This is a genomic window from Shewanella salipaludis (assembly GCF_012911865.1).
Classification (GTDB): Bacteria; Pseudomonadota; Gammaproteobacteria; order Enterobacterales; family Shewanellaceae; genus Shewanella; species Shewanella salipaludis.
Genome location: NZ_JAAXYH010000006.1, coordinates 26,803 through 52,230 on the forward strand (window position 1 = coordinate 26,803; position 25,428 = coordinate 52,230).

The window sequence follows — 25,428 nt, forward strand, 5'->3', positions numbered from 1 at the left end:
GACTCAGCGCCTGTGGCTGGTATAGTAGACATGGGGAGCCAGGGGCTCGTCGAATAAACCTGCCTTGCCGACGAAGCTGATGAAGGCCCCTGGCAGGGTCAGAGACTCGAGCGGGTCTTGCCAGCGCGATGACAGCAATGCCTGGTAACCTTCCTTGCCGGCGGCTGTGTAGGCGCTGGACACCCCGACATAGTGGCTGTCATGGCAGACGCTATGCCATTCCTGCTCCCGCAGGATCTCCAGGCGGGTGATCCTCTGCCCCTGAACCCGGGTACCGTCATAATGAAACCTGAGGCCGTAGGTGTAGGGGAAACTGCCGGCACCCGTGCCCGTCACGCCGTTATTGGTGGCGCCATCTATGGCGGATTCCAATGCCTGGTACAGATAGAGTCCCTGAATTTCATACTTGACCAGCGGCAGATCGAATGGCAGCAAGCCGCCGACCACATCGGCCAGGGTCAGCTCGCCCTGGTTGAGGGATTGGCGTACCCCGCCGGCATTATGCAGGGCAAAATCGACTCGAGCGTCGAGCTCCTTGGCTTGGTGATACATGCTGTAACTCACCCAGGGGGCGATTTCGCTGCCGTGGGGAAGGTTCTTGCTCGGCAGCCGGGTGTGAACCAATTCCCTTGGGATGAAGGCCAGCACCTGATTTTCCAGGGCGTCCAGTGCCGGACGATACTCCTCGGCTATGGTCCTGGCGAGGGTCGCAGATTCGTCATCCCAGAGTATCCCAGGGTGTGCCCTGAGCCTGGCCGTTGCCGCGTCATGGTCGGCGCGCGTCACCCCGGCATCGCTGCTGAGCTTGAACTGGGTGTCCAGCATGAAGAAGTTGTTGCCCTCGAGACTCACAGCCTTACCCTGGGCATCGAAGCGGATCTCCGCCAGCCCCAGGGTCTCGGCATACTTGCCGGCATGCACTATCGGGGTGTGATTGACTGTTTCACCGTAGGGGATATGACTCAGGCCGAGGGTGCTGAAATCCCCCTGCAGGGTATGGGTATGGCCGCCGACGATCAGGCTGATGCCATCGACCTCGGCCGCCAGGGTCCTGTCTTGATCCAGCCCTAAATGGCTGAGCACTATGATATGGTCTATGCCATCGGCCTTGAGTTGCCTGACTGTGTTGGCCGTGGTGACTATGGCGTTGGCAAAGTGGGTGTCGGCATCGGGCCTGGCGATCAGCTTCATCTGATCCAGGGTGATGCCTATGATCGCCAGCGTCCTGTCATGGAAGGGCCTGAGCAGCACCTTGGCGGTCCGGCTCTGCTCCTGATAGTCGAACAGCATGGGATGGTCCCTGAGTTTGCCGGGCTTATGGCTGTCTTCCTGGCTCAGGTCCATGTTACCGGCCAGCACGGGAAAATCGACACGATTCAAAAAGGCCTGCACCGGACTGTTGCCCGCGTCTATCTCATGATTGCCCAGCACCATGGCATCGGGTTTGAGCAGGTTCAGCAAATGGGCATTGGCGGCGCCCTGAAATTCACGAAAATACAAGGTGCCCTGAAAACTGTCGCCCCCGTGAAGGAAGAGAAACTCGCAGCCCTTGGCTTCGGCATTCTTTCGGGCGCGCGCTATCTGAAATCCGAGCCTGGCGTAGCCACCGCTGCGGCTCTGGAGCTGTAACGTCTTGCCCCCTTCATTCAGGCTGAATTGTACCCGGCTGGGCTCGAAATTGGAGTGAGTATCATTGATGTGAGCGAGCATTAAACTGTAGTTGCTCATGTGCGTCCTCCTGACCACGGCCGGCACCTGCCGGCGATAAACAATAGTGCGGGGGATGGCAGCCCGTCGATTCAGTCCTGGGGGCTGGCATCGTCGGCCGTCGATTCGAAATCGCCGTCGGCGGATAATCGAATGCCTTTCTGTTCCATCCTGCGGGTCCATAATCTGCGAGCCAGCTGTTGCATGTCGGTGACCAGATCGTTGCTATCGACTATCTCCAGTCCCAACATGGATTCTATTATGTCTTCCTGGGTCACTATTCCCTGACTGCTGCCGTATTCATCGACCACCATGGCGATCTGGGTGTTGCGTTTAATCATGAGTTCGAACAGCGGGAGGATCTTCGCCGTCTCCGGCACTACCACCAGGCTATTCTTGAGCAGGCCTATGGGCTCATCCGGGCTGTAGCGCTCGGCCAGCAGGATATCCGTGCGGTTTACATAGCCTATGATGTCGTCATGATCTTCGTCATAAACAGGGATGCGGGAAAATGGCTTATCCATATATTGCCGCACGAACTCATGCTGAGTCAGGCCCACCGGCAGGGAGAACATCACGGTTCTCGGGGTCATGATGGCGGTGACCGGCATGTCCCTGACGGTCAGCATCTGGGTGAGGATCTTGGACTCCTGCTCGTCCAGTTCACCGGATTCCAGCCCCAGGCGGGCGAGGGCACTCATCTCCTGGCGGATATAGTGGCCCTCATCGCCCTTGCCAAGCAGCCTTGTTACCCGCAGCGACATCCACACCAGGGGGCGGGACAGGGTGGTCATCCACTTGAGGGCGACCGACACGGCCGGTGCCAGGCTGCGCCAATAATTGGCTCCCAGGGTTTTGGGAATGATTTCCGAGAAAAACAAGATGATGAAGGTCAACACCCCGGAGAAGACTCCCAACAGCTCGTCGCCGAATACGTGGGAGGCCTGGGCACCGGCGACGGCTGCGCCGACGGTATGGGCTATGGTGTTGATAGTCAGTATGGCAACCAGCGGGGCTTCCACATTGTCTTTTTGCTTGCTGAGGCGTTTGGCCGCCTTGGGGTGGGACTGAGCCAGGCTGGCAATATAGCTGGGAGTAACAGACAAGAGCACGGCTTCAAACACGCTGCACAGAAAAGACACTGCGACGGCAACAAACACTATGATGATGAGGGTTAACATAAAAGTGGGTTTACAATTCCATACTTAGGGACAACGGTGACCCGGGGCAATTCTACCACAGTTTGTCGCCCGGCTTATAAATCTTTAGCCGTGGCCGCTGCCGCTGGCTATAATCCCTCAGCCTCTGTATAATTTGCCGCCCTGTTGGCAGGTTTTAGGTGTTGAGGTTAGGCAATGAGTGAAAAAAAGATCAATTTATTAGACCTTGATCGTAAGGCAATGAGAGCGTTATTCGCTGATATGGGTGAAAAACCTTTCCGCGCCGATCAGCTAATGAAATGGCTTTATCATTTCGGTGTCAGTGACTTCGAAGAAATGACCAATATCAACAAAGTGTTGCGCCAGAAGCTGGCGGCACGTTGTGAAGTGGTTGCACCGGAAATTTCCAAGTACCAAAAATCCGAAGATGGCACCATCAAGTTTGCCATCAATGTGGGCAATGGCCAGGAAGTGGAGACTGTTTACATTCCGGAAGATGACAGGGCGACCCTGTGTGTCTCATCCCAGGTCGGCTGCGCACTGGAATGTACCTTCTGCTCTACCGCCCAGCAGGGATTCAACCGTAACCTGTCTGTGTCGGAAATTGTCGGTCAGATCTGGCGGGTATCGCATTTCCTCGGCTTCCAGAAAGAAACGGGTGAACGTCCCATCTCCAACGTGGTGATGATGGGCATGGGCGAGCCCTTGCTCAACCTCGCCAACGTGATCCCCGCCATGGACATCATGCTGGACGATTTCGGTTTCAGCCTGTCCAAGCGCCGCGTGACCCTGTCGACCTCGGGCGTGGTGCCTGCATTGGATAAACTCGGCGATGCCATAGATGTGGCATTGGCCGTCAGTATTCATGCGCCCAACGATGAGCTGCGCGACATCCTGGTGCCTGTCAACAAGAAGTACCCGCTGCAGACGTTCCTCACCAGCATACGTGGCTATCTGGCCAAGTCCAACGCCAACCGCGGCCGGGTGACTGTGGAGTATGTGATGTTGGATCACATCAACGACAGCACAGATCAGGCCCATGAATTGGCGCAGTTGATGAAGGACACCCCTTGTAAGATCAATCTGATCCCTTTCAATCCCTATCCTGGCTCGCCCTATGGCCGCTCATCCAACTCACGCATCGACCGTTTCTCCAAGGTGCTGATGGAATATGGCCTGACAGTGATAGTGCGCAAGACCCGTGGTGATGATATCGACGCCGCCTGTGGTCAGTTGGCCGGGGATATTCGTGACAGAACCAAGCGTCTGGCGAAAAAACGCATGCAAGATAACCAGATTTCGGTCACAATGGATTAACTGTTTGTTTGCATTCTCTTTGTTCACATCGAATATAGGCTCGCCCATGAAGCATGGATTGCCAGGTTTAGCGTTACTCTTTTGCGTGACTTTGCTGAGCACCGGCTGTGTCACTGAACGTACCTATACGGGCACAGACACGCCTGTGTCGGAACGTAAACTGGACAAGGTAGCGGCGGCAAGGGAGCGGGTGCAGCTCGGTCTGACCTACCTTAACCGCGGCAATAGCGAACAGGCGAAATATAATCTCGACAGGGCGCTGGAATATGCGCCCGAACTGGAAGATGTGCATGTCGCCCTGGCGTATTATTACCAGACAGTGGGCGATCTGATCCGCACCGAAGAGTCTTATAACAGGGCGACCAGCAGCAAGGATGCCAGTGGCGACTCCATGAATAACTTCGGGGTGTTCCTATGTCAGCAGAAGCAGTATGACAGGGCCGAGAAGTTATTCCTGGCCGCCATTGAAATGCCCAAGTATACCCGTACCGCATCCAGCTATGAAAATCTTGGCATTTGCAGCCGGGACGCAGGTCAGGTAGAAAAAGCGCGACACTATTTTGAGATAGCGTTAAAGTATGATCCGAGACGACAAGTTTCATTACTCGAGCTCGCCGAACTCGAATTAGAGCAAGGTGAACTGACCGCCGCCCGTGCCCAGATGGCACGTTATCATGCGGTGACGGCGCAGACACCAGAGAGTTTGGCACTCGCCATTCACATAGAGCAGGCGCTGAAGGATGATGCCGCGGCAAGAAGGTTTGGTATTTTACTGCTTGCCAAGTTCCCCGCATCACTTCAAGCCAAGCAATACAGAGCTAATTTGCACCAATGACAGATAAACACACAGATGTGCACAAGGATGATGCCCAAGACAAAGATTCGGCTCAGCAGATAACCCTGGGACAACTGCTGAAAACAGCCAGGGAAAACAAGGGTCTAAGCATTGACGATGTGGCTTTTAAACTGAATCTGCGGCCATGTATGGTACGGGATATCGAAGCCGATAACTTCGCCAATATTTCCTCCCCGACCTATGTGCGCGGTTACGCCAAAAATTTCGCCCGCCTGGTGGAGGCCGACAAGCAGGAGCTCGAAGCCTGTCTGCAACGTCAGGCACCTCAGGTTACCGAGCCTGTGATGCAAAGTTTTTCCCGCAAGACCACCCACGAGGCCCGCGACAGCCGGCTGATGCTGGTGACCTATCTGGTCATATTTGCCCTGTTGGCACTCCTGGTGCTCTGGTGGGTGCAGAAGTCGTCACTGACGACAGACATAGACTTCTCCAAACCTACCATGGAAGAAATTGCCGCCGCCGAGCAGGCCAAGGCACGGGAAGCCTCTTTTTCTGCGCTGGAGGCTAGCAGCGAAATGCATTCGGGTCAGGGCGGCACGCTTGCTATCACCACTGAGCCCATTGCCACAGACCCCATTACCGCAGAACCCGACACAGCAGTGTCCCTGGTTTCGGCACCTGTGACACAGAGACAAACGCCCCGGAACCCGGCGTTGGCGGATGACGGCCAGGCAAGCCAACATGTTCAAGACAGCGCCCATGCCATCGGCGAGCCGGAGGCGCAGGATAATAGTGCCAGCCAGGCAGAGACGGCATCGACCCTGACTATCGTCCTCAGCGGTGACTGCTGGCTCAATATCAAGGATGCGAGCGGCAAGACCCTGGTCGATGGGGTCAAGAGTCCAAGTGATGAACTCAAGCTGAGTGGCCGTGCCCCCTTTAAGGTGATCCTGGGCGCGCCGCAAACAGCCATAATGCATTTCAATGGGCAGAGCGTCAGCCTGGCGGCGTTTCCTGCCGGCCGCGTGGCACGTCTGACCCTGCCGCAAACCGAATAACGATTGCCCGTCAAAACGAGTAGTAGAGTAGAATCCTATGTACAACGAATCTCCCATCATCAGACGTCAATCCAGCCGCATCTATGTCGGTAAGGTGCCCATAGGCGACGGTGCTCCCATAGCAGTGCAGTCTATGACCAACACCAAGACCACGGATGTTGACGCCACTGTGGCGCAGATCCGGGCGCTGGAAAAAGTCGGCGCCGACATAGTCCGAGTCTCGGTGCCGACCATGGATGCCGCCGAGGCCTTCAAGATCATCAAACAGTCGGTGAATGTGCCGCTGGTGGCCGATATCCACTTCGATTACCGCATCGCCCTCAAAGTCGCCGAATACGGTGTCGATTGTCTGAGGATCAACCCGGGCAACATAGGCAATGAAGCGCGCATCCGCAGCGTGGTGGAGTGCGCCCGTGACAAGAATATTCCTATCCGCATAGGGGTCAACGGCGGTTCATTGGAAAAAGATCTGATGGATAAGTACCGCGAGCCGACGCCGCAGGCGCTGCTGGAATCGGCGATGCGCCATGTGGATATTCTCGATCGTTTGAACTTCGATCAGTTCAAGGTCAGCGTCAAGGCCTCCGACGTGTTCCTGGCCGTCGAGTCTTACCGCCTGCTGGCCAAGCAAATACGTCAGCCGCTGCACCTGGGGATCACCGAGGCGGGTGGCGCCCGCGCCGGTGCCGTCAAGTCGGCCGTCGGTCTGGGCATGTTGCTCGCCGAAGGCATAGGCGACACCCTGCGCATCTCGCTGGCGGCCGATCCCGTCGAAGAGATCAAGGTCGGTTTCGACATCTTGAAATCCCTGCGCATTCGCAGCCGTGGTATCAACTTCATCGCCTGTCCGTCATGCTCGCGCCAGGAGTTCGATGTCATCAGCACAGTCAATGAGCTGGAGCGCCGCCTCGAAGATGTGACCACGGCCATGGACGTGTCCATCATAGGTTGCGTGGTCAATGGTCCGGGTGAAGCCCTGGTGTCCCACATAGGGCTGACGGGAGGCCATAACAAGAGCGGTTATTACGACGAAGGCGAGCGTCAGAAAGAGCGTTTCGATAACGACAATCTGGTGGATTCGCTGGAAACCAAGATCCGCGCCAAGGCCAGCATGATGGCCAATCGCATTCCAGTGCAAGACCAAACCGAATAGCGGCTGTTACCGCCAGGCACCTGTGCCGGTTGCCGTTTCGGTACCGCCGGTTTCAGTCTGGATAGCCAGTTTTGCGTTTAAGGCCGAAGCGCCTATAATGCGGGACGTTTTTTATCAATTTACGTGAAACGGACGAGTCGACACAGTGGCAAAACAGATCCAAGCGATTCGCGGAATGAATGACATTCTGCCTACCCAAAGCCCTCTATGGCAAAAACTTGAAGGTGTCCTGCGCTCGACCGTGAGCGCCTATGGTTACAGCGAAATTCGCACCCCCATAGTGGAAAGTACCGACCTTTTCAAACGCTCAATTGGTGAAGTCACTGATATCGTTGAAAAAGAAATGTACACCTTCGAGGACCGCAACGGTGACAGCCTGACCCTGAGGCCCGAAGGCACGGCGTCGACTGTACGCGCAGGTAACGAGCATGGTTTGCTCTACAACCAGGAGCAGCGTCTGTGGTACATGGGCCCCATGTTCCGCCACGAGCGCCCCCAGAAGGGCCGCTATCGTCAGTTTCACCAATTCGGTGTCGAAGTCTATGGCATAGGCACCCCGGACATAGATGCCGAAGTGCTGATGTTGTCGGCCCGTTTGTGGCAGAAACTCGGTATCAGCGAGCATGTCACCCTGGAGCTCAACACCCTGGGCGATCCTGCCGAGCGCAGCGCCTACCGTGATGCCTTGGTGGGTTTCCTGGAGCAACATAAAGACAGGTTGGATGAAGACAGTCGGCGTCGCATGTACAGCAACCCGTTGCGGGTGCTGGATTCGAAAGACGCCGGCGTGCAAGCCCTGCTGGCCGATGCTCCCGCCTTGATGGACTATCTGGGTGAAGAGTCCCGTGGTCATTTTTCACAATTGCGTGAACTCCTGGACGCCGTTGGCATCCAATACAAGATTAATCCGCGGCTGGTACGTGGGTTGGACTATTACAACCGTACTGTTTTTGAATGGGTGACCACGAGTCTGGGTTCTCAGGGCACTGTGCTTGCCGGTGGCCGTTACGACGGTTTAGTCGGTCAGCTGGGCGGTAAAGATACCCCGGCCGTCGGCTTCGCCATGGGGCTGGAGCGCATCGTCTTGCTGCTGGAGACCCTGGAATTGAATCTGGACTTGCCGGCCGAGGTCGATGTCTATGTGACCGCCATGGGGGATAATTGCCGCATCGAAGCCATCAAGCTGGCCGAAGTGCTGCGTGATGCCTTGCCTGAACTCAGTGTGATGAGTCATTGTGGCGGCGGCAATTTCAAGAAGCAGATTAAGCGGGCCGACAAGAGCGGCGCGGCCATCGTCATCATCCTAGGCGAAGACGAGCTGGCGAATAATCGGGTCGCGGTAAAGCCTTTGCGCAATGACAGTGAACAACAAATAGTGTCCAGAGATGAGTTGGTCTCTTTTCTGGCAGGACTTAGCTAACTAAAGGGGACGTGCGCGTGGAAATTTATAGCACAGAAGAACAACAAGTCGATGCTATCAAACAGTTTTGGAAAGACTACGGTAACTCTATTCTGATTGGCGCCATAGTAGGTTTGGGCGGCCTGTATGCTTGGAACTATTATTCGGATCTCAAGATTGCTCAGACCGAAGCCGCTTCACAGACTTTCAGCAACATAAGCCAGAATGCGAGCGATGCCGCCGCGATAGAAGCGGGCGTCGCTGAGTTTGCCAAGGTGCATGATCAAAGCGGCTACCAGTCTCTGTTGGATCTGATCCTGGCCAAAGCTGCGGTAGAAGCCGGCGAATTGACCAAGGCCGAAGATGCGCTCAAGCGCGTGATCGCCGCCAAGGCGGGTGCCGGCCTGGACATGATAGCCACGCTGCGTTTAGCCAGGGTGCAGGCCGAGCAGGGCCAGTTGGCCACGGCGCTGACGACGCTGGAACAAGTGACTGAGGATGCCTTCGCCGCCCAGCGTGATGAACTCAAGGGTGACTTCCTGGCGCGCCAGGGTGAAGTGGATAAGGCGAAAGCGGCCTATCAGGCTGCGATGGACAAGGGTGGCGTAGCCGCGAGTCCGGCGTTGAAAATGAAATTCGACAGTCTTAACCAGGCATAAGGAAACAGCCATGAAGTCTTGGTGCAAAAACCTGCTTGCCGCTGGATTGAGTCTGGCCGTTTTGTCGGCTTGTTCGTCCAGTGATGTCGAGGAAGAACCTGTCAGCGAGCTGACCGAAATACAAGCGAGTGTCTTCCCCGGGATCGGCTGGAGTACCAGCGTCGGTGATGGCGTCGGTGATTATTACTCCCGGCTGCGTCCCGCGGTCAATTATGGCAAAGTTTTTGTTGCCGACAGATACGGCACCATAGAAGCCTTCGATGAAAACACGGGTGAACGGGTATGGGAGCGGGACTTCAGCGAAGCCTTCCGCGACCACCCTCTGGCGAAGAACAAGGGCGCCCGTCTGGCGGCCGGTGTCGTTGCCGCCCGTAATAAGGTCTTCATCGGCAGCGAGAGCGGTCTGCTCGGCGCCCTGAATGCCGAAGATGGCAGCAATGCCTGGCTCAGCAGCACGAATGGCGAGTTGTTATCCGCCCCGACGGTTGCCGAAGATGTAGTGGTAGTGCATACCAGTGCCGGCAACCTGGACGCCTTCGACGTCGACACGGGCGAGAAGCTGTGGAGCTACGAGATGCAACTGCCCAACCTGACCCTGCGCGGTACGGGTTCGGCGGCCTATGAGGCCGGTGGCTTCTTCCTCGGCAGCGCCGATGGCAAGATAGCCGTGGTGATCAAGGGCAACGGTCAGGCGGCTTGGGAGCAAGCCATCTATACTCCGGGTGGCGGCAATGAGTTTAGCCGCATGGCGGATGTCGACATGACACCGCTGATCCTCGGCGAAAACCTGTACGCCGTCAGCTATAACGGTAACTTGGTGTCCATGGAACTGCGTACCGGCCGGGTGATCTGGAGCCGTAAGTATTCCAGTTTCAACGAGCTGGCCTCATCTGGATTGAGCCTGTTCCTGGTCGATGATCACAGCCGTGTCTACGCCATAGACAAACGCAATGGTCTGGAACTGTGGAGCAACTCTGAGCTGGCCAACCGCAGCCTGACCTCCCCGGCGGTATTCGGTAATTATCTGGTCATTGGCGACTTCGAAGGTTATTTGCATTTCCTCGACAAGAGCACAGGCGCCATAGTGGGCCGGGTCCAGGTGGACAGCTCGGGTTTGTTCAGCCAACCTTTGGTGGTAGGCGACAAAATTTATGTTCAAGGCCGCAGCGGTAAGGTGGCGACAGTAACACTTCCCTAATTTAAGGTGTTATCCTTGTAGAGCCCCTGGAAGTGTTCCGGGGGCTTTTTATTGAAAAGTTTTATAGAGGCAAAATCATGATCCCTGTAGTGGCCCTTGTGGGTCGGCCTAACGTAGGTAAATCGACCCTGTTTAATCGTCTCACCCGTACCCGAGACGCCTTGGTGGCTGACTTTCCTGGCCTGACCCGTGACCGTAAATACGGCCGGGCATTCCTGTCCGGCTACGAGTTTATCGTGGTCGACACCGGCGGTATCGACGGTACCGAAGAGGGGATCGAAACCAAGATGGCCGAACAGTCCCTGGCTGCGATCGAAGAGGCCGATGTGGTGCTCTTCATGACAGATGCCAGAGCCGGCCTGACCGCCGCCGATCTGGCGATCGCCCAGCACCTGCGCAGCCGTGAGAAGACCACCTTCGTGGTCGCCAACAAGGTCGATGGCATAGATGCAGATTCTGCCTGCGCCGAGTTCTGGTCTCTGGGGTTGGGCGAGGTCTACCAGATGGCCGCCTCCCAGGGCCGTGGTGTGACCAACATGATCGAATACGCTCTTGGGCCTTACGCCGAAGCCATGGGCATCACCCGTGACGGTGAAGAAGGCGAAGAGGTCGCCGAGCGTGAATTCACCGAAGAAGAAGCCGAAGCCGAACAGAAACGCCTGCAGGACTTGCCTATCAAGCTCGCCATCATAGGCAAGCCCAACGTCGGCAAGTCGACCCTGACCAACCGCATCCTGGGTGAAGAGCGAGTGGTGGTGTACGATGAACCCGGCACCACCCGCGACAGCATCTACATCCCCATGGAGCGTGAGGGTCGCGAGTATGTGATCATAGACACGGCCGGGGTACGACGTCGCAGCAAGGTGCACCAGGTCATCGAGAAATTCTCTGTGATCAAGACCCTCAAGGCCGTCGAAGACGCCAACGTGGTGCTGCTGATCATAGATGCCCGCGAAGGCATAGCCGAGCAAGATCTCGGCCTGCTGGGCTTCGCCCTCAACGCAGGTCGCGCGCTGGTGATCGCAGTCAACAAGTGGGACGGCATAGATCAGAACGTCAAGGACAGGGTCAAGAGCGAGCTCGACCGTCGTCTGGGCTTCATCGACTTCGCTCGTATCCACTTCATCTCGGCGCTGCATGGCACGGGTGTCGGTCACCTGTACGAGTCCATCGAGGAAGCCTACGACAGCGCCACCCGCCGCGTCAGCACCTCAATGTTGACCCGCATCATGCAGATGTCCCAGGACGATCACCAGCCGCCCATGGTCAACGGTCGCAGGGTCAAGCTCAAGTACGCCCACGCCGGTGGTTACAACCCGCCGATAGTGGTGGTTCACGGTAATCAGGTCAGCAAGCTGCCGGATTCCTACAAGCGCTACATGATGAACTACTTCCGCCGTTCGCTTAAAGTCATAGGCACGCCTATCCAGCTGCGCTTCCAGGAGGGGGAGAACCCTTTCGAGAACAACACTGAGAAGCTGACCATGAGCCAGGAGCGCCGCCGCAAGCGCGCCTTGAGTCATATCAAAGACAGAAAGAAATAAGCCATTAGCCGTTCGGCTGCTGGCAATGAAAAAGGAACCCCAGGGTTCCTTTTTTGTTGCCTTTTGCGCTCTGTTCTAAAGGATGAAAAGGTCATGGTTTTATTTCCTGATGCAGCTTATTGATGGTTTTTCTGGCTGTATGGCTCCAACAGTATAAAAAAAAAATCGCGGGCAAGCTGTTAATAATATGTTTCTTTTCTGAGTGTTCGAGTATCATGTGCCGACTTTTTGACACTTTTACTGATTTCAGGCACAGGCATACTCTTCGTCAGCAGGAAAGCAATACTGTAAGGAAACACGCATGAACCTCTTGGTTAAATATACCAGCATACTTTTTATCGCCACGATACTTGCGGCTTGCGGCGGCGGTTCCGATGAGTCGGAACCACAGCCTTCCGCTCAAGTTAAACCCGACTTTGATAAAGACGGTATCCCGGATGACATAGATACCGACGATGACAACGATGGTGTCTTGGATGTCGATGATAGATTCCCTTTCGACGCAGCTGAGTCTGCCGATACCGACAATGATGGCATTGGCAATAATGCCGATACCGATGATGATAACGATGGTGTTCTGGATGTTGATGATGCGTTTCCGTTAGATGAAAGTGAATCATTGGATACGGACAATGATGGCATAGGCAATAATGCCGATACCGATGATGATAACGATGGTGTCCTGGATGTTGATGATGCGTTTCCACTGGATGCCACTGAGTCGGCCGATAGTGATGGCGATGGTGTGGGTGATAACGCCGACGTGCTGGCACTGAATCCACTTTGCTACATGGCATCGGATGCGATAGGCGACCGCTGCTATGTCGAAGTCATAGGTGGGATGACTGACGTTAGCCTGATTGCCGGCAAGGACGCAACTGCATTTTTTTACCTAAAGACAACCAAACAACTCTTGCCTTATGATGTACAAGGCCAGCACTTTGGTACGCCTTTCTCTGTAGGTCAGGCTGACAGTGAGCCGTCAAAAATCACCTTCCATCCGGAACAGGATAGATTTTATCTGGGGTATGCCAATGGGCTGGTCACTACTTTAACCAACCAGGCTGGCGCGACCGAGGTCATCTTTACCAATGTTGACTCGGGGATCAGTTTAATTGCGGCGTTCGATAAATTCGTATTGATTAATAGCGGTTACCAGTCTCGAATATATGCTGCCAATGGTGAGTATCAAGAGAACTCCTCTTATTTGCCGGATGCAAGAGAGATCGCCTGGAATGCCAGCAATAATCGCCTGTATTTCCTGACATTCAGATATTCGCCGCGCGATATTTACTATGCAACGGTTAATAAAACAACCGGTGAAGTCACAGAAGTCGTAGACTCCCCTTATCATGGCGACTATCAGATACAGCCCCCTTTGGCACTTTCACCCAATGGCCAGCAGGTTCTGCTGGGCAGCGGTGATCTGTACAAGGCCAGTGATCTAACTCTGGAAAAAAGCATTGGGGTGACAGCATCTCTCTTCCGCTGGATTTCAGACACACAAGTGGTTGCGCTTAAGGCTCAGGACGGCCAAATCCTGGTTCGCCGAATTGATGTGTCTTCCTCCCAAGTGCTGGAGCAATTTACCCTGGAAGGTGAGTTGCTTGGTTTAACCACCTTAGACGAACAATCGTTCATCGGCTACCGCAGCAACGGTATTGCCTATGTGCTCCCCTTTGTCACCAACGATGATACCGATGGCGATGGTGTCACAAACACCGAAGATGCGTTTCCCAATGATGCTGCCGCCTCTCTCGATTCGGACTTCGATGGCTTTCCAGATGCCTGGCTCGAAGGAAAGACTCAGGCCGACAGTACTACTGGGCTGACGCTCGATGCATATCCAATGGATAGCGCCTGCTACCTTGAGGCCCATGGAACAGAGGGTAAGTGTGATATTGCCCTCAGGGTCCCCAATTTTACTCCGGACAAAATTGTCTATGACAATGCCGGTATAGTGTATCTGTTGGATCGCAGCAATAGACGAGTGTACCGTTGGTCCAGTAGCAGTCAGTCCTATTTAAACCCCTTTGTAATAGGCATCAATGATGGTTTCTCCAGTATCGCGCCGACGACCATGGCAGTGTCCAATACGCATGGGCGTTTGTATTTTGGCTATGCATCCGGTGCCATTACCCAGGTAGATTTGCAGACGCAAATCCGGGATACAAGGTTCGCCAATGTTCCCGCAAGCGTGGGCGGTTTGGCGGAGGCCGGGAATTTCCTGCTGGCCCAGGACAGCAGCGGCGCCTGGAATACACATTACATTTTCGATATCTCAGGGACTCTTCGTGACACTAAAGAGTGGAACTATTACTCGACACAATATGCCTGGAATGAAGTCAACCAACGTCTGTATTTTTATCGTGACCAGACGTCGCCCAACAACCTGCATTTTGAACAGATAGATCAAGAATCAGGATTAATTACTGCCAATGGCGATACCCCCTACCATGGCGATTATCGTTTCTTTGGTCCCATCAGGATGTCACCTGCAGGAGACAAAGTCTTGATAGGTTCGGGGGAGGTATTTGACGCAGATTCAATGCAACATCTCGGGTCGCTGAATCTGAGCTACACAGATGCGGCTTGGGTAAGCGATGTAATGGTGGTCATGGGCGTCACTTCCGCACAGCATACATTGACGATCCACAATAGAGATAGCTATCAGCTAGAGGGGACGCTCAGTTTCAACGATACTGCCCTGGCATTGCTGCCACTGGGACAAGACGTGGCGGTGTTGCAGAAGGGGCCCCAGGGCCTGAGTTTTGTCACCCGTATCATAGGTGATCACGATGCTGACGGATTGCCGGGATGGTGGGAGTCGTTATATCAGTTAGATGATCAGGAGCCGAGCGACGCGTCCTTGGACCCGGACCTGGATGGTCTCACTAACCTGCAAGAGTTTGCTGTCAGAACCCTGCCAAATGATCCTGATACAGATAAGGATGGGCTGACGGATGGCGAAGAGCTGACGGTGAACCACACCAATCCTCTGGCGGCGGATTCGGATCAAGATGGTCTCAACGATGGTATCGAAGTCAATACCTACGGCACCAATCCGCTGGCAACAGACTCGGATGGCGATGGTGTTACAGATAGCGATGAAGTGATCTTGTACAGTACCAATCCATTGGCCAACGATTCTGACAATGACGGTATGGATGACCTGTGGGAAATCAGCAATGCAACGGATGCCAATAGCGACGATAGCCTGCTTGATCCCGATGCCGATGGCCTGGTGAATATCGATGAGCTTACTCATCACAGCAATCCGCATCTTGCCGATACAGATGGCGACGGGTTGATCGATGGTGATGAGGTACATATTCACCTGACCAATCCGATTGCCAAAGACACAGACGGCGATTTCATGGATGATGGCTGGGAGTTAAGCTTTGCCCTGGATCCCCTGGTAAGTGCGGATGCCGGTGAAGATCTGGATAGTGATACTTATACCAACCTTGAAGAATATTTTCTCGATTCATTGCCCAATGATGCTGCTTCTATACCACAGGCACAGACATGGTCTACCTATCAGGGAAATGCGTCCCATAATGGTTTTGTTGCCGAGCGCATCGATCCTAATAACTTGTCCGAACGTTGGAACATCACTTCGATGCGCTTTGGCAACTCGGTTACGGTTGCCGACGGTAAGCTGTTCGGTACCAGTTACGATGCCAACAACAGTGGTGCAAGTCTACTCGCACTCGATATGAACGACGGTCATCTTGTTTGGCAAAAACAGTATTCGTCTGCTGACTCCATCAACTCGCCGGCCTACTTCGATGGCAAGGTCTATTTTCAGACCGGCGGGCATAGCAATTCCTTCCTGCGGGCCGTAGATGCGAACAATGGTGACTTGTTGTTCAAGTCCTCTTATGGCAACCAGTGGTCTCAATATCAGGCACCCACTGTGACCCAGGATGGTGTCTACTTTGCCGGCGGCACCTATGGCGGCGCGTATCGCTTCAATAAAGACAGTGGTTTGGAAGAGTGGTTCCATTCCCTGGAGCAGGAAAATGGCTGGACTCCAGCTGTCAGTGATGGCCAGGTTTACTTCTTTAAGCGAAATGCTCTGATTAAGGCCGACAAGGCGACCGGTGAGACGCAGGTCGAAATTGTGACTGAATACAGTGATTATCGTGCCTATACTCCCGTACTTGGCTTTGTGGATGATGCTTATGTCGTGCGCGGAAATACCCTGGTTGCCTTTGATACCCTGACAAACAAGGTTAACTGGGCGCTTCCCGGTGGCAATTATCAACAACCTGCCGTGGGCATCACGATACTGGCGGTAGTGAATAACGGCGCCTTGAATGTGTTGAACTCGAAGACGGGTGAATTACTTTGGTCGTGGGAGCCTGATTCGGGCTTGTATATCCAAAGCAATGTCGTTATCACACCAAACCTGATATTTGTGGGAGACAGCAGCTTAACCTATGCTATCGACCTTCAAACCCATCAGGCAGTGTGGAGCCATGCGGCAACGGGGAGTTTGTCTCTGAGCAATGAAGGTGCCTTGGTCATACATAACGCCAATGGCCGGATTAGCGTCATCAACACAGGGGGGGATACCGATGCCGACGGCATGTTTGATTGGTGGGAGCTGCGTTTTGGTTTGGATCCCGAAGATGCGGCCGATGCTGCCCTGGATAGTGACGCAGATGACCTCACCAACCTGGAAGAGTATAACGCCGGTACTCAGCCTACCAAGCTGGATAGCGACGGTGACGGCCTGAGTGACGGCGATGAGGTGAATATCCACCTGACCAGCCCTATATCGCTTGATACAGATGGCGATCAACTCAGCGATTATGACGAAGTCATTACCTATGCAACCAATCCGCTGTTAATAGACACAGATAACGATGGCTTCAGTGATGGCCAGGAAGTGTATCTGTATCTGACCGATCCCAACGACATCGACTCGGTTCCGGCCCCCATAGACAGTTATCAGGAGTCATTCGAAGCGGCTCTACTGCCTGTAGCCTGGTTTAATAATGCCGGGAATGTAGCGGATTGGTTCCTTGATGCCAGCAACGCCAGCGATGGCAGCCAAAGTATTCGTGCCGGCGATATCGGCGATGGCCAAAGCTCCAGTCTCAATTTCCAGGGGCTCTTCTCCGATGGTATATTGAGTTTTGATGCCAAAGTGAGTGCCGAATCCTGTTGCGACTACCTGCTGGTATTTGTCGATGGTCAGCAGGTTGCGTATGTAACCAGTGGCGACTGGCGCAATGTGCAGCTAAACCTAACCAACGGCGAGCACACCATTGAATGGCGTTATCGTAAAGACGGCAGTGTGAGTACGGGCGATGATACGGCTTGGATAGACAAGGTGCAATTCGTGCACTAGCCGTTCGGCCGCTGGCAATGAAAAAGGAACCCCCAGGGTTCCTTTTTTGTTGCCCGTATCCCGTATGGAGAGTGTGGGGGCATCTCTGCCGGGCAAGCGTGCGGCGGGCAGGCTCCTGACTCGCCATTGTATGAGGCTCCAAGGACAGCCAGGCACAGGCGATACCCGCCGGGAAGGTCATCCAGGCTGTTGCACCCGCGTGTTGATTCGGAGATCAGCCAATCTCAAATGAGGTGATGCCGAAAATTTTGTCTAAAGGCAGCTCGGGCATTTCCCGGGTATACATGCGGGCGGTTTCGAAGACGAGCTGCATCTCATGACGTTCGGCCAGTTCTATTGCCGCAGGGTTGAGTTCAGATATGTCGAGGTAAATGGCGTCCGACGCCTTGACCTTGGCTTTTAATGCCTGAAACAATGACTCGGCCAGATCTTGGCTATCGGCAAACAAGGGGCCTATCTTGTAGCCCTTGCGGCATGGACGAATGACCCCATAGCCTGAGAGCGTACCGTTGCGCATCATGCCCAGGGCATGGCAGTCTGGCTGGTTGATCCAGGCCTTAATGAACTCGAGACGTTCGGTGGGGAAAAAAGGGCGCTCGTATGCGGCTAGGGTGTCGAAGGCGAGCCTGTCCAGTGGGATTATCTCCGGGTTTTCCGTCTGGCTGCCACCACCCAGCCCCTCGTAGCGGATGTTGCGGTAAGCCAATTTGAAGCCGGACTTCATATAATTGTCCTGTTGGGCAACCACACCATCCAGGCCTATATTCCGGCCTTCTAGGTAGTCGAGCGCCGCATTCCAGAGTTGCATGCCGTATCCCTGGCCGCGGTATTCCGGCTTCACAATATAGAAACCCACGAAGCCGAAAGACCCGGCGTAGCGAATTGCAGAGATGCTGGCGATGGGCTCGCCGTCGAGCAGACCCATGAGGAAGCCATCAGGATCGGCCTCATAGTAGCAAGCCGCATCATGCAGGCCTGGATTCCAACCTTCCTGTGCGGCCCATTCGATGGCGAGTGTGACTTCTTCCCGTGTCATGGTTCTTATGCTGTAGTGTTTTTGCTGCATGCTTTATCCTGGAAAATTCGTTGTGGTTTGCAGGCTGGTCTCAATTTGGATAACAAAGCGCCGGCTGCGATGAGTTCATCTTTGGTGCAAGACTAATGGCGTGAAACCGAGCGTTGCGAGTATGGAACCTGTCCCTTTATAGCCGAAGCTTGACGACTTGTCAGGCATAAGCCTGTGCCTACTTGGATATTGAATGCCAGAAACCTGCCAGGAAAGCCTCCAAGCGCGCCCGCTGTCGAGGCCACAGGCAGGGGGCGGGCAGGAGATGTGCGCTGAAAACCGATCATTCACCATATCGCCGGATGAGGCCAACACCCGCCATTCCCGGATCCTTTTTCTTGGATCCAAGCCATTCAAAATTGCCGTATGTTGCTAGTTTGTTGCGAATAAATTGAGTATTCTGTATTTATTCCGGTCAAACACTGAACATTTCTCTTGTCTTTAACGATAATGTTGAAATGCATAATCACCGAGTTTGCTTTGCCTTTAGTATGAATTGCGAGCGGTTGAACTCAGTGCTTGAGTGCCTTGATATTGTTGTGCCAACCCATAACATGCCGTAATTAAATGTAAAATCACTGCCACCTTGGGTGGGGGCAAGAGTTTCTTCGTTTGGTGTGAGCAAATTCAGTTTGCATAAAAAGGTGGATTGCAGGATTATTCACGCGTTTTGGTCTGAGGCGGCGTTGCAATGCCTGTTGACAATCCTGTTACAGGATCACTAAATGTGCTTAACGCCTGGCGTGTTGGTCGAGTTTTATTTTTCGGCCGCATACAAGCTCAGGGCGCCAGCGATAGGGCATCGAAAGCTTGAGGTTCGATGCCGGATATTCGATGTCAAATATTCGATGTCAGATAATAATAAGACAGTTACTTTGAGTAAGGGAAGTTCATGACAACAAGCAGTTTTCCACTGAGTAAAATCAATAAATTGATCCAATTGGGGTTATTTGCCATGACGGGTACCTGCCTGCTGCCTGCGGCCCAAGCCGCAGAGGCCGATACTCAGGTTGTAGATCAGAAGATAGAATCGATTTCCGTTATCGGCACCCGCCGGGCCTCACGGGTCGATACCGACACCCCGGTTCCCGTCGACATAGTGCCCATGGATCAAATCGCCGCCAAGTCGGGCCAGCTGGATATAGGCCAGCTGCTTAACTTCGCCGCCCCTTCATTCAACTCCAACCGCCAGGCGGGTTCAGACGGCAGTGACCACATAGATGCGGCGTCACTGCGTGGCCTTGGACCGGATCAGGTGTTGGTGCTGATCAACGGCAAGCGCCGCCATACCTCGTCCTTGATCAACGTATTCGGCTCCCGTGCCCGTGGTAATGTCGGCACGGATCTCAACACCATTCCCGTGGTGGCGATCAAGCGCATCGAGATCTTGCGTGACGGTGCCGCCGCCCAGTATGGCTCGGATGCCATCGCCGGGGTCATCAACATAGTGCTCAAGGACAAGATTGGCCTGGATGCCTCGGTTACCACGGGGCAATACACCCAGGGCGATGGTCAGAGTAATCAGATTGCGCTCAATTATGGCTTCGAACTGAACTCGGACGGCGGCTTCTTTAACGTCTCGGGTGAATACACCACCAGAGACAAGACCGACAGGGCCCCTGAGGGCGAGCATAGGGTGATAGGCGACTCAGATGTCGACAATGCCTCACTGATGTTCAATGCCGAGTTGCCGGTTGACGACAAGACCACTCTCTATGCCTTCGGTGGTCTCAACGACCGTCAGGGACTCGCCGGTGCCTGGTATCGTGCCCCCATAGATGAGCGCACAGTGCCAGAAATCTATCCCAACGGCTTCGTACCCGACATAGGCACCAGCATAGACGACAAGTCGCTCGCCGTCGGTGTCCGCAGTGAGCTGAACGACTGGGCCATAGACTTCAGCAATACCTATGGCAGCAACAAGATGAAGTATTTCATCAGCAACACGGCCAACGCCTCCCTGGGTGCCAGCAGCCCAACCAGTTTCGATGCCGGTGGCTTTCAGTTCAGCCAGAACACCACCAACATAGACTTCAGCCGTTATTTCGACGGTTTCGATGCCATCGAAGGGGTGAACGTCGCCTCAGGCCTGGAATATCGTAAAGAGTCTTACCAGATCTTCGCCGGTGAAGAAGGCTCCTGGAAAAACTACCAGATGGCCGAATTTACCGATCCCGACACGGGTGAAGTGAGCAAGCGTCCGGGCGGCGCCCAGGGCTTCCCCGGCTTCCAGCCGAGCAACGAGCTGGATCGCAGTCGCTCCAACATCTCGGCCTATGTCGATCTTGAGTTTCAGCTGACGGCCGATACCCTGGTGACCTCTGCTATCCGCGGCGAGCACTACAGTGATTTTGGCAGCACAGTCAACGGTAAGCTGTCGTTCGCCAACTCCAGCCTGGAAGACATAGTACTGCGCGGCTCTGCCAGCACAGGCTTCAGGGCGCCTTCGCTGCAGCAGCGTTATTACAACCAGGTGATCACCGACTTCGTTGCCGGCCAGCCGGTCGATACCGTCTATGAATCCAACGATGGCAAACTGGCCAAGGCGCTGGGGATCCCCAGTCTGAAAGAGGAAGAGTCGGTCAACCTGTCACTGGGAATGACGGCCCGCCTGGGCGATGTCACTCTGTCGGTGGATGCCTATCAGATCAGCATCAAAGACAGGGTGGTGCTCACGGGTAAGTTCTACAGCGATGACGAAGACATAGGCCACATACTGCAGGACCTCAACGTAGGGGCGGCGCAGTTCTTCACCAACGCCATAGACACCAAGACCCGCGGTGTGGACCTGACCCTGAGCCATGAGATGGATCTCGGCGAAGGCAGCCTGAAGAGCTTCCTCAGTGCCAACTACAACAAGACGGAGATCGACGGCCAGATCAAGACAGCCGGTCTGCTGCAGGGCAAGGAAGTGAACTACTTCGATGCCCGTGAGCGCTCCTTCCTCGAAGGCGGTGCCCCGGACACCAAGTTTGCCCTGTCGTTCGACTATGAGCTGGGGGATTTCAGCACCAGCCTGCGCACCACCTACTTCGGTGATGTCAGCATGGGGACCTGGTCTGCGGAAGGCACGCCCTTCGATGCCACGGATGTGCCGACCCAGTCCTATGGCGCCAAGTTCTCCACGGATCTCAGCTTTAGCTACAGGCTCAACGACAACCTGAGCTTCACTGTGGGCGGCAGCAACCTGTTCGATGTCTACCCGGACAAGCAAGATCCCGATGAGACAGAGACAGGTGGTCTGTATGAATCCGTGCAGATGGGCTTCAACGGCGCCTATTACTATGCCCGGGCTTCATTGAGCTTCTAAGTCAAAACCAGCCATATCAGGCAATGATAAAATGCCAGTCGCTAATACGACTGGCATTTTTTGTGGGCGTTTGCTTACGGTTGAACACTCAGACATGACGCTTTGAAATCGGGAAGCCGTGTGCAGATATGCCTGTGTCTGCTTTTGATTGGACTCAATGTTTTTTAAGTGCGTTTGAACTCGTTTCTATAGTCATTTGGGGTAAAGCCGCAGACTTGCTTGAAGCTGCGGCGAAAGGCGGTGTCGTCCGAGAAGCCCAGCTCCTCGCCTATAGCGGCGATAGATTGGCGACTGTAAATCAGGCGTTCGCTGGCCTGGTGCAGCTTGACCAGGCGCATGAACTGGGCACAGGAATGACCTGTCAGGTCTTTGACCTTGCGGCTTAGGGTGCGCTCCGTGGTGTTGAGTGCCTGCGCCAAGGCGCTCAGGTTTAACTGCGAAGCCTGCGTCTGTTCGACCCAGAGGATCAGCGAACGGATGAGCTTGTCCTCTATGCTCACCAGTTTCATGAATGCCAAAGGCTGGCTCCTTGGCTCGGGCTTGGGCAGGATCATTAGCTCTATGATGTCGCGCAACACATCCTGACCACACTGCTGACCGATCAACGCCTGTGCCAGCGGCAGATAGCCATTCACGCCCGAGGCACTGGCATACCCTGGTCGATAGAGACAGGTTTGGCTGAAGTGCCATTGCACCCCGGGAAAACGCACTCCCAGGTAATCGGCGAGCCACCAGGTTGAAGTGGCTACTCTGTTATCTAGTTTTCCGGTCTCGGCCAACAGGCATACGCCGCTGCAATATGCCAGCAGCTGGGTGGTGGCGGGTAATTGTTTGAGCCCCTGGATTAACTGCCTATGGCCTCGAATCGCGGCGCTGACTTCCCGGGTGGAGCTGGCCCAGAATCCCGGTACCAGCAGGGCATCGACTCCCTCCTTCTCCGTCGCCATGCTTGCCAGCGACCTGTCTACAGGCAGGGAGAATAGGCTGGGCCCAAAGCCCAGGCCGAGTGGGATTGTGCTCTGTGAAGCCGGAGCGAGTGCGGCGAGATCTGCATGGTCACCGACCCAGCAGAGGGTGAAGTGCTTCCTTCCGGCCCTGTGGTTGGCGACTGTCAAGAGTTCGGCAAAGGCCAATAGGCCCGAGGCAACGCATCCAGGGTATATCAGCAGTCCTATCTTCATCTCACGCTTCGCTTCCGTCTCTCGCCTCATTTATTCACCCAGATTTTGGCCTGAATTGTATGTTTAGTGTCAATATAAGCCATTCTCGGTTCGGGTGCTAATCCATATCATGGGCATCGGTTCACTACTTATATTACTGACGGCTTCACTGGAATATTCTGGAGACGAGATGCGCTTAACACAGATCCGCAATGCCACTATGGCAATCGATACCCACCGCCAAACCCTGCTGCTCGACCCTATGCTGGCGCCTCAGGGGGCGATAGTGCCACTCAAATATTTCACCCGCGCACGGCGGCGTAACCCCCTGGTAGCATTGCCGGATAACACAGGACAGCTGTTGCAGAATGTGCAGCATTGCCTCATCACCCATTGCCGGAAGGGGCACTTCGATCATTTGGATAGGGCCGGCGTCAAATGGTTGCGGCAACATCAGGTTACAGTGCATTGCAGCACCGCCGATGCCGGGTATTTGAAGGGCAAAGGCCTAAAGGTGCACAGTTACGAACCTGGGCGCTCGGCTCCCTTTCTGGGGGGGCAAATAGAGCTGGTCGAATGCCTGCATGGTACGGGGGCGGTCGGTAAACTGATGGCACATGGATATGGCTTTTATATCCAACTGCCTGACGAACCCAGTCTGTATATTTGTGGTGATACTGTGTTGACCGACACTATTCGTGACTTTATCAGGCGCAAGCAACCCGATGTGATAGTCGCCCCGGCAGGCGGTGCCCAATTCGATTTTGGCGGCGAGATCATCATGGGGGTAGATGAGGTGATGGCGTTAGCCGACTTAGCCCTAGGCCAGGTGGTAGCCAATCACCTGGAAGCCTTGGATCATTGTCCAGTGAGCCGTCGTGAGTTGATCGAGGCCGTCAGCCGCCGCAGCTGGCAGACACGTTTCCATGTGCCGGCAGATGGCCAGAGCCTGATCTTCAACCGCTAACATGCTGCTTGCCGCCGGCGATGTCGATAAAAGGTTCTGTGGCATAGGAGGCATGATTCAAGAGTAACCGGCCAATCGCGTCGATGGCACGAATGCCACCATCGAATCTACAGATGAGTGTCCATGGCGACTTGCGGGGGCAAGAGTGCAGGTTACCGTGGCTGATGGGACACTCTGTTATTGGCAGGGACATATCCCTATGGATCTTGCCGCAAGTGGCGAATACTCATTCCGGCTCGACCGCCACCACGGTCGACACCAGGCTCCCCTTGTGCAGTCGGGTATGCAGGCTGCTGCCGACTGCCAGCTGGGATGCCGACTGCAGCACCTGGCCAGTGGCATCCATGCTGATGCTGTAGCCCCTACTCAGGGTCGACAGCGGGCTGACTGTCTCCAGCTTATGGGCGGCGTAACTGATGCGTTGCTCGGCGCCCTTGAGCCTGTCCTGCATCGCCTCGTGCAAGCGTTCGCCCAGATAGTCGAGCCTGCGGGCCTCCAGCGCCAACCTGTGGCTCGGGGTGTGGGCCGCGAGTCGATTGGCCAGCTGCTGCTGTTTCAGCGTCAGCTTGTGCAGCCTATGTTCCAGGGCGTTTTCCAGTCTGAGCTGCATCTCATCGAAACGCTGGGCGAACTGCTGCAGCCGGCGCTTGGGATCCTGGCGTTGCAGGCCATGCTCCAGCAAGCTGAACTTGCGCTCCTGTTTGAGGCTGTAATGTTGCCAACTCTGTTGCAGCCGTGACAGCATGCCGGCCAGGCGCTGGGCCTTATTGGCCGCATCCTGGGACAGGAGTTCGGCACCGGCCGAAGGCGTGGGGGCGCGGACATCGGCGACATAATCGCTGATGCAGGTGTCCACCTCATGGCCGACGGCGCTGACCACCGGCAGGGCGCTGTTGTATATGCAGTGCGCCAGGGCTTCGCTGTTGAAGCACCAGAGATCTTCCAGGGAGCCGCCGCCACGGGTCAGCAGCAATACGTCCACTTCCAGACGGCGGTTGGCGATATCGATCGCCTGACATAGCTGCTCGGCGGCGTTATCGCCCTGGACCTGAGCCGGGTAGATCACCACCTCGATGGAAGGATCGCGCCGTGCCAGCACATGCAGCACGTCGCGGATGGCTGCGCCGGTGGGGGAAGTGATGACCCCGATGCGCTGAATGTTCTGCGGCAGTGGCCTCTTGGTGTCGGCGGCAAATAGCCCCTGGGCGGCCAATTTCATCTTCAGCACTTCGTATTGCTGTGCCAATAGACCGTCGCCGGCGGGTAGCATGGATTCGATCAACAGCTGGTAATCGCCCCTGGGCTCGTAGACGCTGATGGCGCCCTTGACCAGCACTTGCTGACCGTTGGCGGGACGAAAGCCGACAGCCTGGTTGCGGCCCTTGAACATGGCGCAGCGGATCTGCGAGGCACTGTCTTTGAGGGTCAGGTACCAGTGGCCGGAAGAGGGCGCAGAAAAGTTGGAAATCTCGCCGTTGAGCCAGATCTTGCCCAGCTGGCCTTCCAACAGCCGTCGTACTTCACCGTTGAGCCGCGAGACGGTATAAACATTGTTTTCAGTGATTTTCATGG

General features: G+C 55.0%; 17 protein-coding genes. 11 read left to right on the top strand and 6 right to left on the bottom strand.

Annotated elements, in window-relative coordinates; genetic code table 11:
- Positions 1–3: 3 nt before the first annotated feature.
- The gene (locus HC757_RS09935; protein WP_169564194.1) at positions 4–1,728 is read right to left on the bottom strand and encodes a bifunctional metallophosphatase/5'-nucleotidase; all 1,725 of its coding nucleotides are present in this window, start codon (positions 1,726–1,728) and stop codon (positions 4–6) included.
- Positions 1,729–1,799: 71 nt separating this feature from the next.
- On the bottom strand, positions 1,800–2,888 hold the full coding sequence (locus HC757_RS09940; RefSeq protein WP_169564195.1) for a CNNM domain-containing protein: 1,089 nt from the start codon (positions 2,886–2,888) through the stop codon (positions 1,800–1,802).
- A gap of 174 nt (positions 2,889–3,062) precedes the next feature.
- Here HC757_RS09940 and rlmN point away from each other — a divergent pair, with 174 nt between their 5' ends.
- The 9 genes from rlmN (at position 3,063) to HC757_RS09985 (ending at position 17,353) form a co-directional block, all read left to right on the top strand.
- A complete protein-coding gene (gene rlmN / locus HC757_RS09945) occupies positions 3,063–4,184 on the top strand; it encodes a dual-specificity RNA methyltransferase RlmN (protein ID WP_169564196.1) in 1,122 nt (373 codons plus the stop codon).
- A gap of 46 nt (positions 4,185–4,230) precedes the next feature.
- Positions 4,231–5,019 carry a type IV pilus biogenesis/stability protein PilW gene (gene pilW, locus HC757_RS09950; protein WP_169564197.1) on the top strand — a complete coding sequence of 263 codons (789 nt, stop codon included), beginning with the start codon at positions 4,231–4,233 and terminating at the stop codon, positions 5,017–5,019.
- Complete coding sequence (locus tag HC757_RS09955; protein WP_169564198.1) at positions 5,016–6,038, top strand: RodZ domain-containing protein; 1,023 nt, start codon at positions 5,016–5,018, stop codon at positions 6,036–6,038. Before pilW ends, HC757_RS09955 begins: the two co-directional genes overlap by 4 nt.
- Positions 6,039–6,075: 37 nt before the next feature.
- On the top strand, positions 6,076–7,191 hold the full coding sequence (ispG, locus tag HC757_RS09960; RefSeq protein WP_169564199.1) for a flavodoxin-dependent (E)-4-hydroxy-3-methylbut-2-enyl-diphosphate synthase: 1,116 nt from the start codon (positions 6,076–6,078) through the stop codon (positions 7,189–7,191).
- Between the two features lie 145 nt (positions 7,192–7,336).
- Complete coding sequence (gene hisS / locus HC757_RS09965; protein WP_169564200.1) at positions 7,337–8,611, top strand: histidine--tRNA ligase; 1,275 nt, start codon at positions 7,337–7,339, stop codon at positions 8,609–8,611.
- 17 nt (positions 8,612–8,628) lie between these two features.
- On the top strand, positions 8,629–9,249 hold the full coding sequence (locus HC757_RS09970) for a tetratricopeptide repeat protein (protein WP_169564201.1): 621 nt from the start codon (positions 8,629–8,631) through the stop codon (positions 9,247–9,249).
- Between the two features lie 10 nt (positions 9,250–9,259).
- A complete protein-coding gene (gene bamB / locus HC757_RS09975; protein ID WP_169564202.1) occupies positions 9,260–10,447 on the top strand; it encodes an outer membrane protein assembly factor BamB in 1,188 nt (395 codons plus the stop codon).
- Between the two features lie 77 nt (positions 10,448–10,524).
- Positions 10,525–11,991 (top strand): ribosome biogenesis GTPase Der, encoded by a 1,467-nt coding sequence (gene der / locus HC757_RS09980; protein WP_169564203.1) that lies wholly within the window; start codon positions 10,525–10,527, stop codon positions 11,989–11,991.
- Between the two features lie 301 nt (positions 11,992–12,292).
- A complete protein-coding gene (locus HC757_RS09985) occupies positions 12,293–17,353 on the top strand; it encodes an outer membrane protein assembly factor BamB family protein (protein ID WP_169564204.1) in 5,061 nt (1,686 codons plus the stop codon).
- A gap of 214 nt (positions 17,354–17,567) precedes the next feature.
- Here the strand turns inward: HC757_RS09985 and HC757_RS09990 are convergent, their stop codons facing one another.
- Positions 17,568–18,419 carry a GNAT family N-acetyltransferase gene (locus HC757_RS09990; RefSeq protein ID WP_169564205.1) on the bottom strand — a complete coding sequence of 284 codons (852 nt, stop codon included), beginning with the start codon at positions 18,417–18,419 and terminating at the stop codon, positions 17,568–17,570.
- Positions 18,420–19,311: 892 nt separating this feature from the next.
- Between HC757_RS09990 and HC757_RS09995 the strand changes: the two genes are divergently transcribed.
- Positions 19,312–21,729: a TonB-dependent receptor plug domain-containing protein gene (locus HC757_RS09995; RefSeq protein ID WP_169564206.1), complete on the top strand. Its 2,418-nt coding sequence runs from the start codon at positions 19,312–19,314 to the stop codon at positions 21,727–21,729.
- Between the two features lie 164 nt (positions 21,730–21,893).
- On the opposite strand, the gene HC757_RS10000 is transcribed toward HC757_RS09995, so the two are convergent.
- Positions 21,894–22,940 carry a GlxA family transcriptional regulator gene (locus tag HC757_RS10000; protein WP_169564207.1) on the bottom strand — a complete coding sequence of 349 codons (1,047 nt, stop codon included), beginning with the start codon at positions 22,938–22,940 and terminating at the stop codon, positions 21,894–21,896.
- A gap of 139 nt (positions 22,941–23,079) precedes the next feature.
- Here HC757_RS10000 and HC757_RS10005 point away from each other — a divergent pair, with 139 nt between their 5' ends.
- The gene (locus tag HC757_RS10005) at positions 23,080–23,856 is read left to right on the top strand and encodes an MBL fold metallo-hydrolase (protein ID WP_169564208.1); all 777 of its coding nucleotides are present in this window, start codon (positions 23,080–23,082) and stop codon (positions 23,854–23,856) included.
- On the opposite strand, the gene HC757_RS10010 is transcribed toward HC757_RS10005, so the two are convergent.
- Complete coding sequence (locus HC757_RS10010) at positions 23,846–24,049, bottom strand: hypothetical protein (protein WP_169564209.1); 204 nt, start codon at positions 24,047–24,049, stop codon at positions 23,846–23,848. The two genes, HC757_RS10005 and HC757_RS10010, sit on opposite strands and share 11 nt — an antisense overlap.
- Before the next feature lie 33 nt (positions 24,050–24,082).
- Positions 24,083–25,426 carry an exodeoxyribonuclease VII large subunit gene (xseA, locus tag HC757_RS10015; protein WP_169564210.1) on the bottom strand — a complete coding sequence of 448 codons (1,344 nt, stop codon included), beginning with the start codon at positions 25,424–25,426 and terminating at the stop codon, positions 24,083–24,085.
- Positions 25,427–25,428: the final 2 nt, after the last annotated feature.

What these genes read in the sequence shown, in the direction of transcription:
- HC757_RS09935 (WP_169564194.1), bottom strand. Translation starts at nt 1,728, where the DNA reads ATGAGCAACTACAGTTTAATGCTCGCTCACATCAATGATACTCACTCC.
- HC757_RS09940 (WP_169564195.1), bottom strand. Translation starts at nt 2,888, where the DNA reads ATGTTAACCCTCATCATCATAGTGTTTGTTGCCGTCGCAGTGTCTTTT.
- rlmN (WP_169564196.1), top strand. Translation starts at nt 3,063, where the DNA reads ATGAGTGAAAAAAAGATCAATTTATTAGACCTTGATCGTAAGGCAATG.
- pilW (WP_169564197.1), top strand. Translation starts at nt 4,231, where the DNA reads ATGAAGCATGGATTGCCAGGTTTAGCGTTACTCTTTTGCGTGACTTTG.
- HC757_RS09955 (WP_169564198.1), top strand. Translation starts at nt 5,016, where the DNA reads ATGACAGATAAACACACAGATGTGCACAAGGATGATGCCCAAGACAAA.
- ispG (WP_169564199.1), top strand. Translation starts at nt 6,076, where the DNA reads ATGTACAACGAATCTCCCATCATCAGACGTCAATCCAGCCGCATCTAT.
- bamB (WP_169564202.1), top strand. Translation starts at nt 9,260, where the DNA reads ATGAAGTCTTGGTGCAAAAACCTGCTTGCCGCTGGATTGAGTCTGGCC.
- der (WP_169564203.1), top strand. Translation starts at nt 10,525, where the DNA reads ATGATCCCTGTAGTGGCCCTTGTGGGTCGGCCTAACGTAGGTAAATCG.
- HC757_RS09985 (WP_169564204.1), top strand. Translation starts at nt 12,293, where the DNA reads ATGAACCTCTTGGTTAAATATACCAGCATACTTTTTATCGCCACGATA.
- HC757_RS09990 (WP_169564205.1), bottom strand. Translation starts at nt 18,419, where the DNA reads ATGCAGCAAAAACACTACAGCATAAGAACCATGACACGGGAAGAAGTC.
- HC757_RS09995 (WP_169564206.1), top strand. Translation starts at nt 19,312, where the DNA reads ATGACAACAAGCAGTTTTCCACTGAGTAAAATCAATAAATTGATCCAA.
- HC757_RS10000 (WP_169564207.1), bottom strand. Translation starts at nt 22,940, where the DNA reads ATGAGGCGAGAGACGGAAGCGAAGCGTGAGATGAAGATAGGACTGCTG.
- HC757_RS10005 (WP_169564208.1), top strand. Translation starts at nt 23,080, where the DNA reads ATGCGCTTAACACAGATCCGCAATGCCACTATGGCAATCGATACCCAC.
- HC757_RS10010 (WP_169564209.1), bottom strand. Translation starts at nt 24,049, where the DNA reads ATGTCCCTGCCAATAACAGAGTGTCCCATCAGCCACGGTAACCTGCAC.
- xseA (WP_169564210.1), bottom strand. Translation starts at nt 25,426, where the DNA reads ATGAAAATCACTGAAAACAATGTTTATACCGTCTCGCGGCTCAACGGT.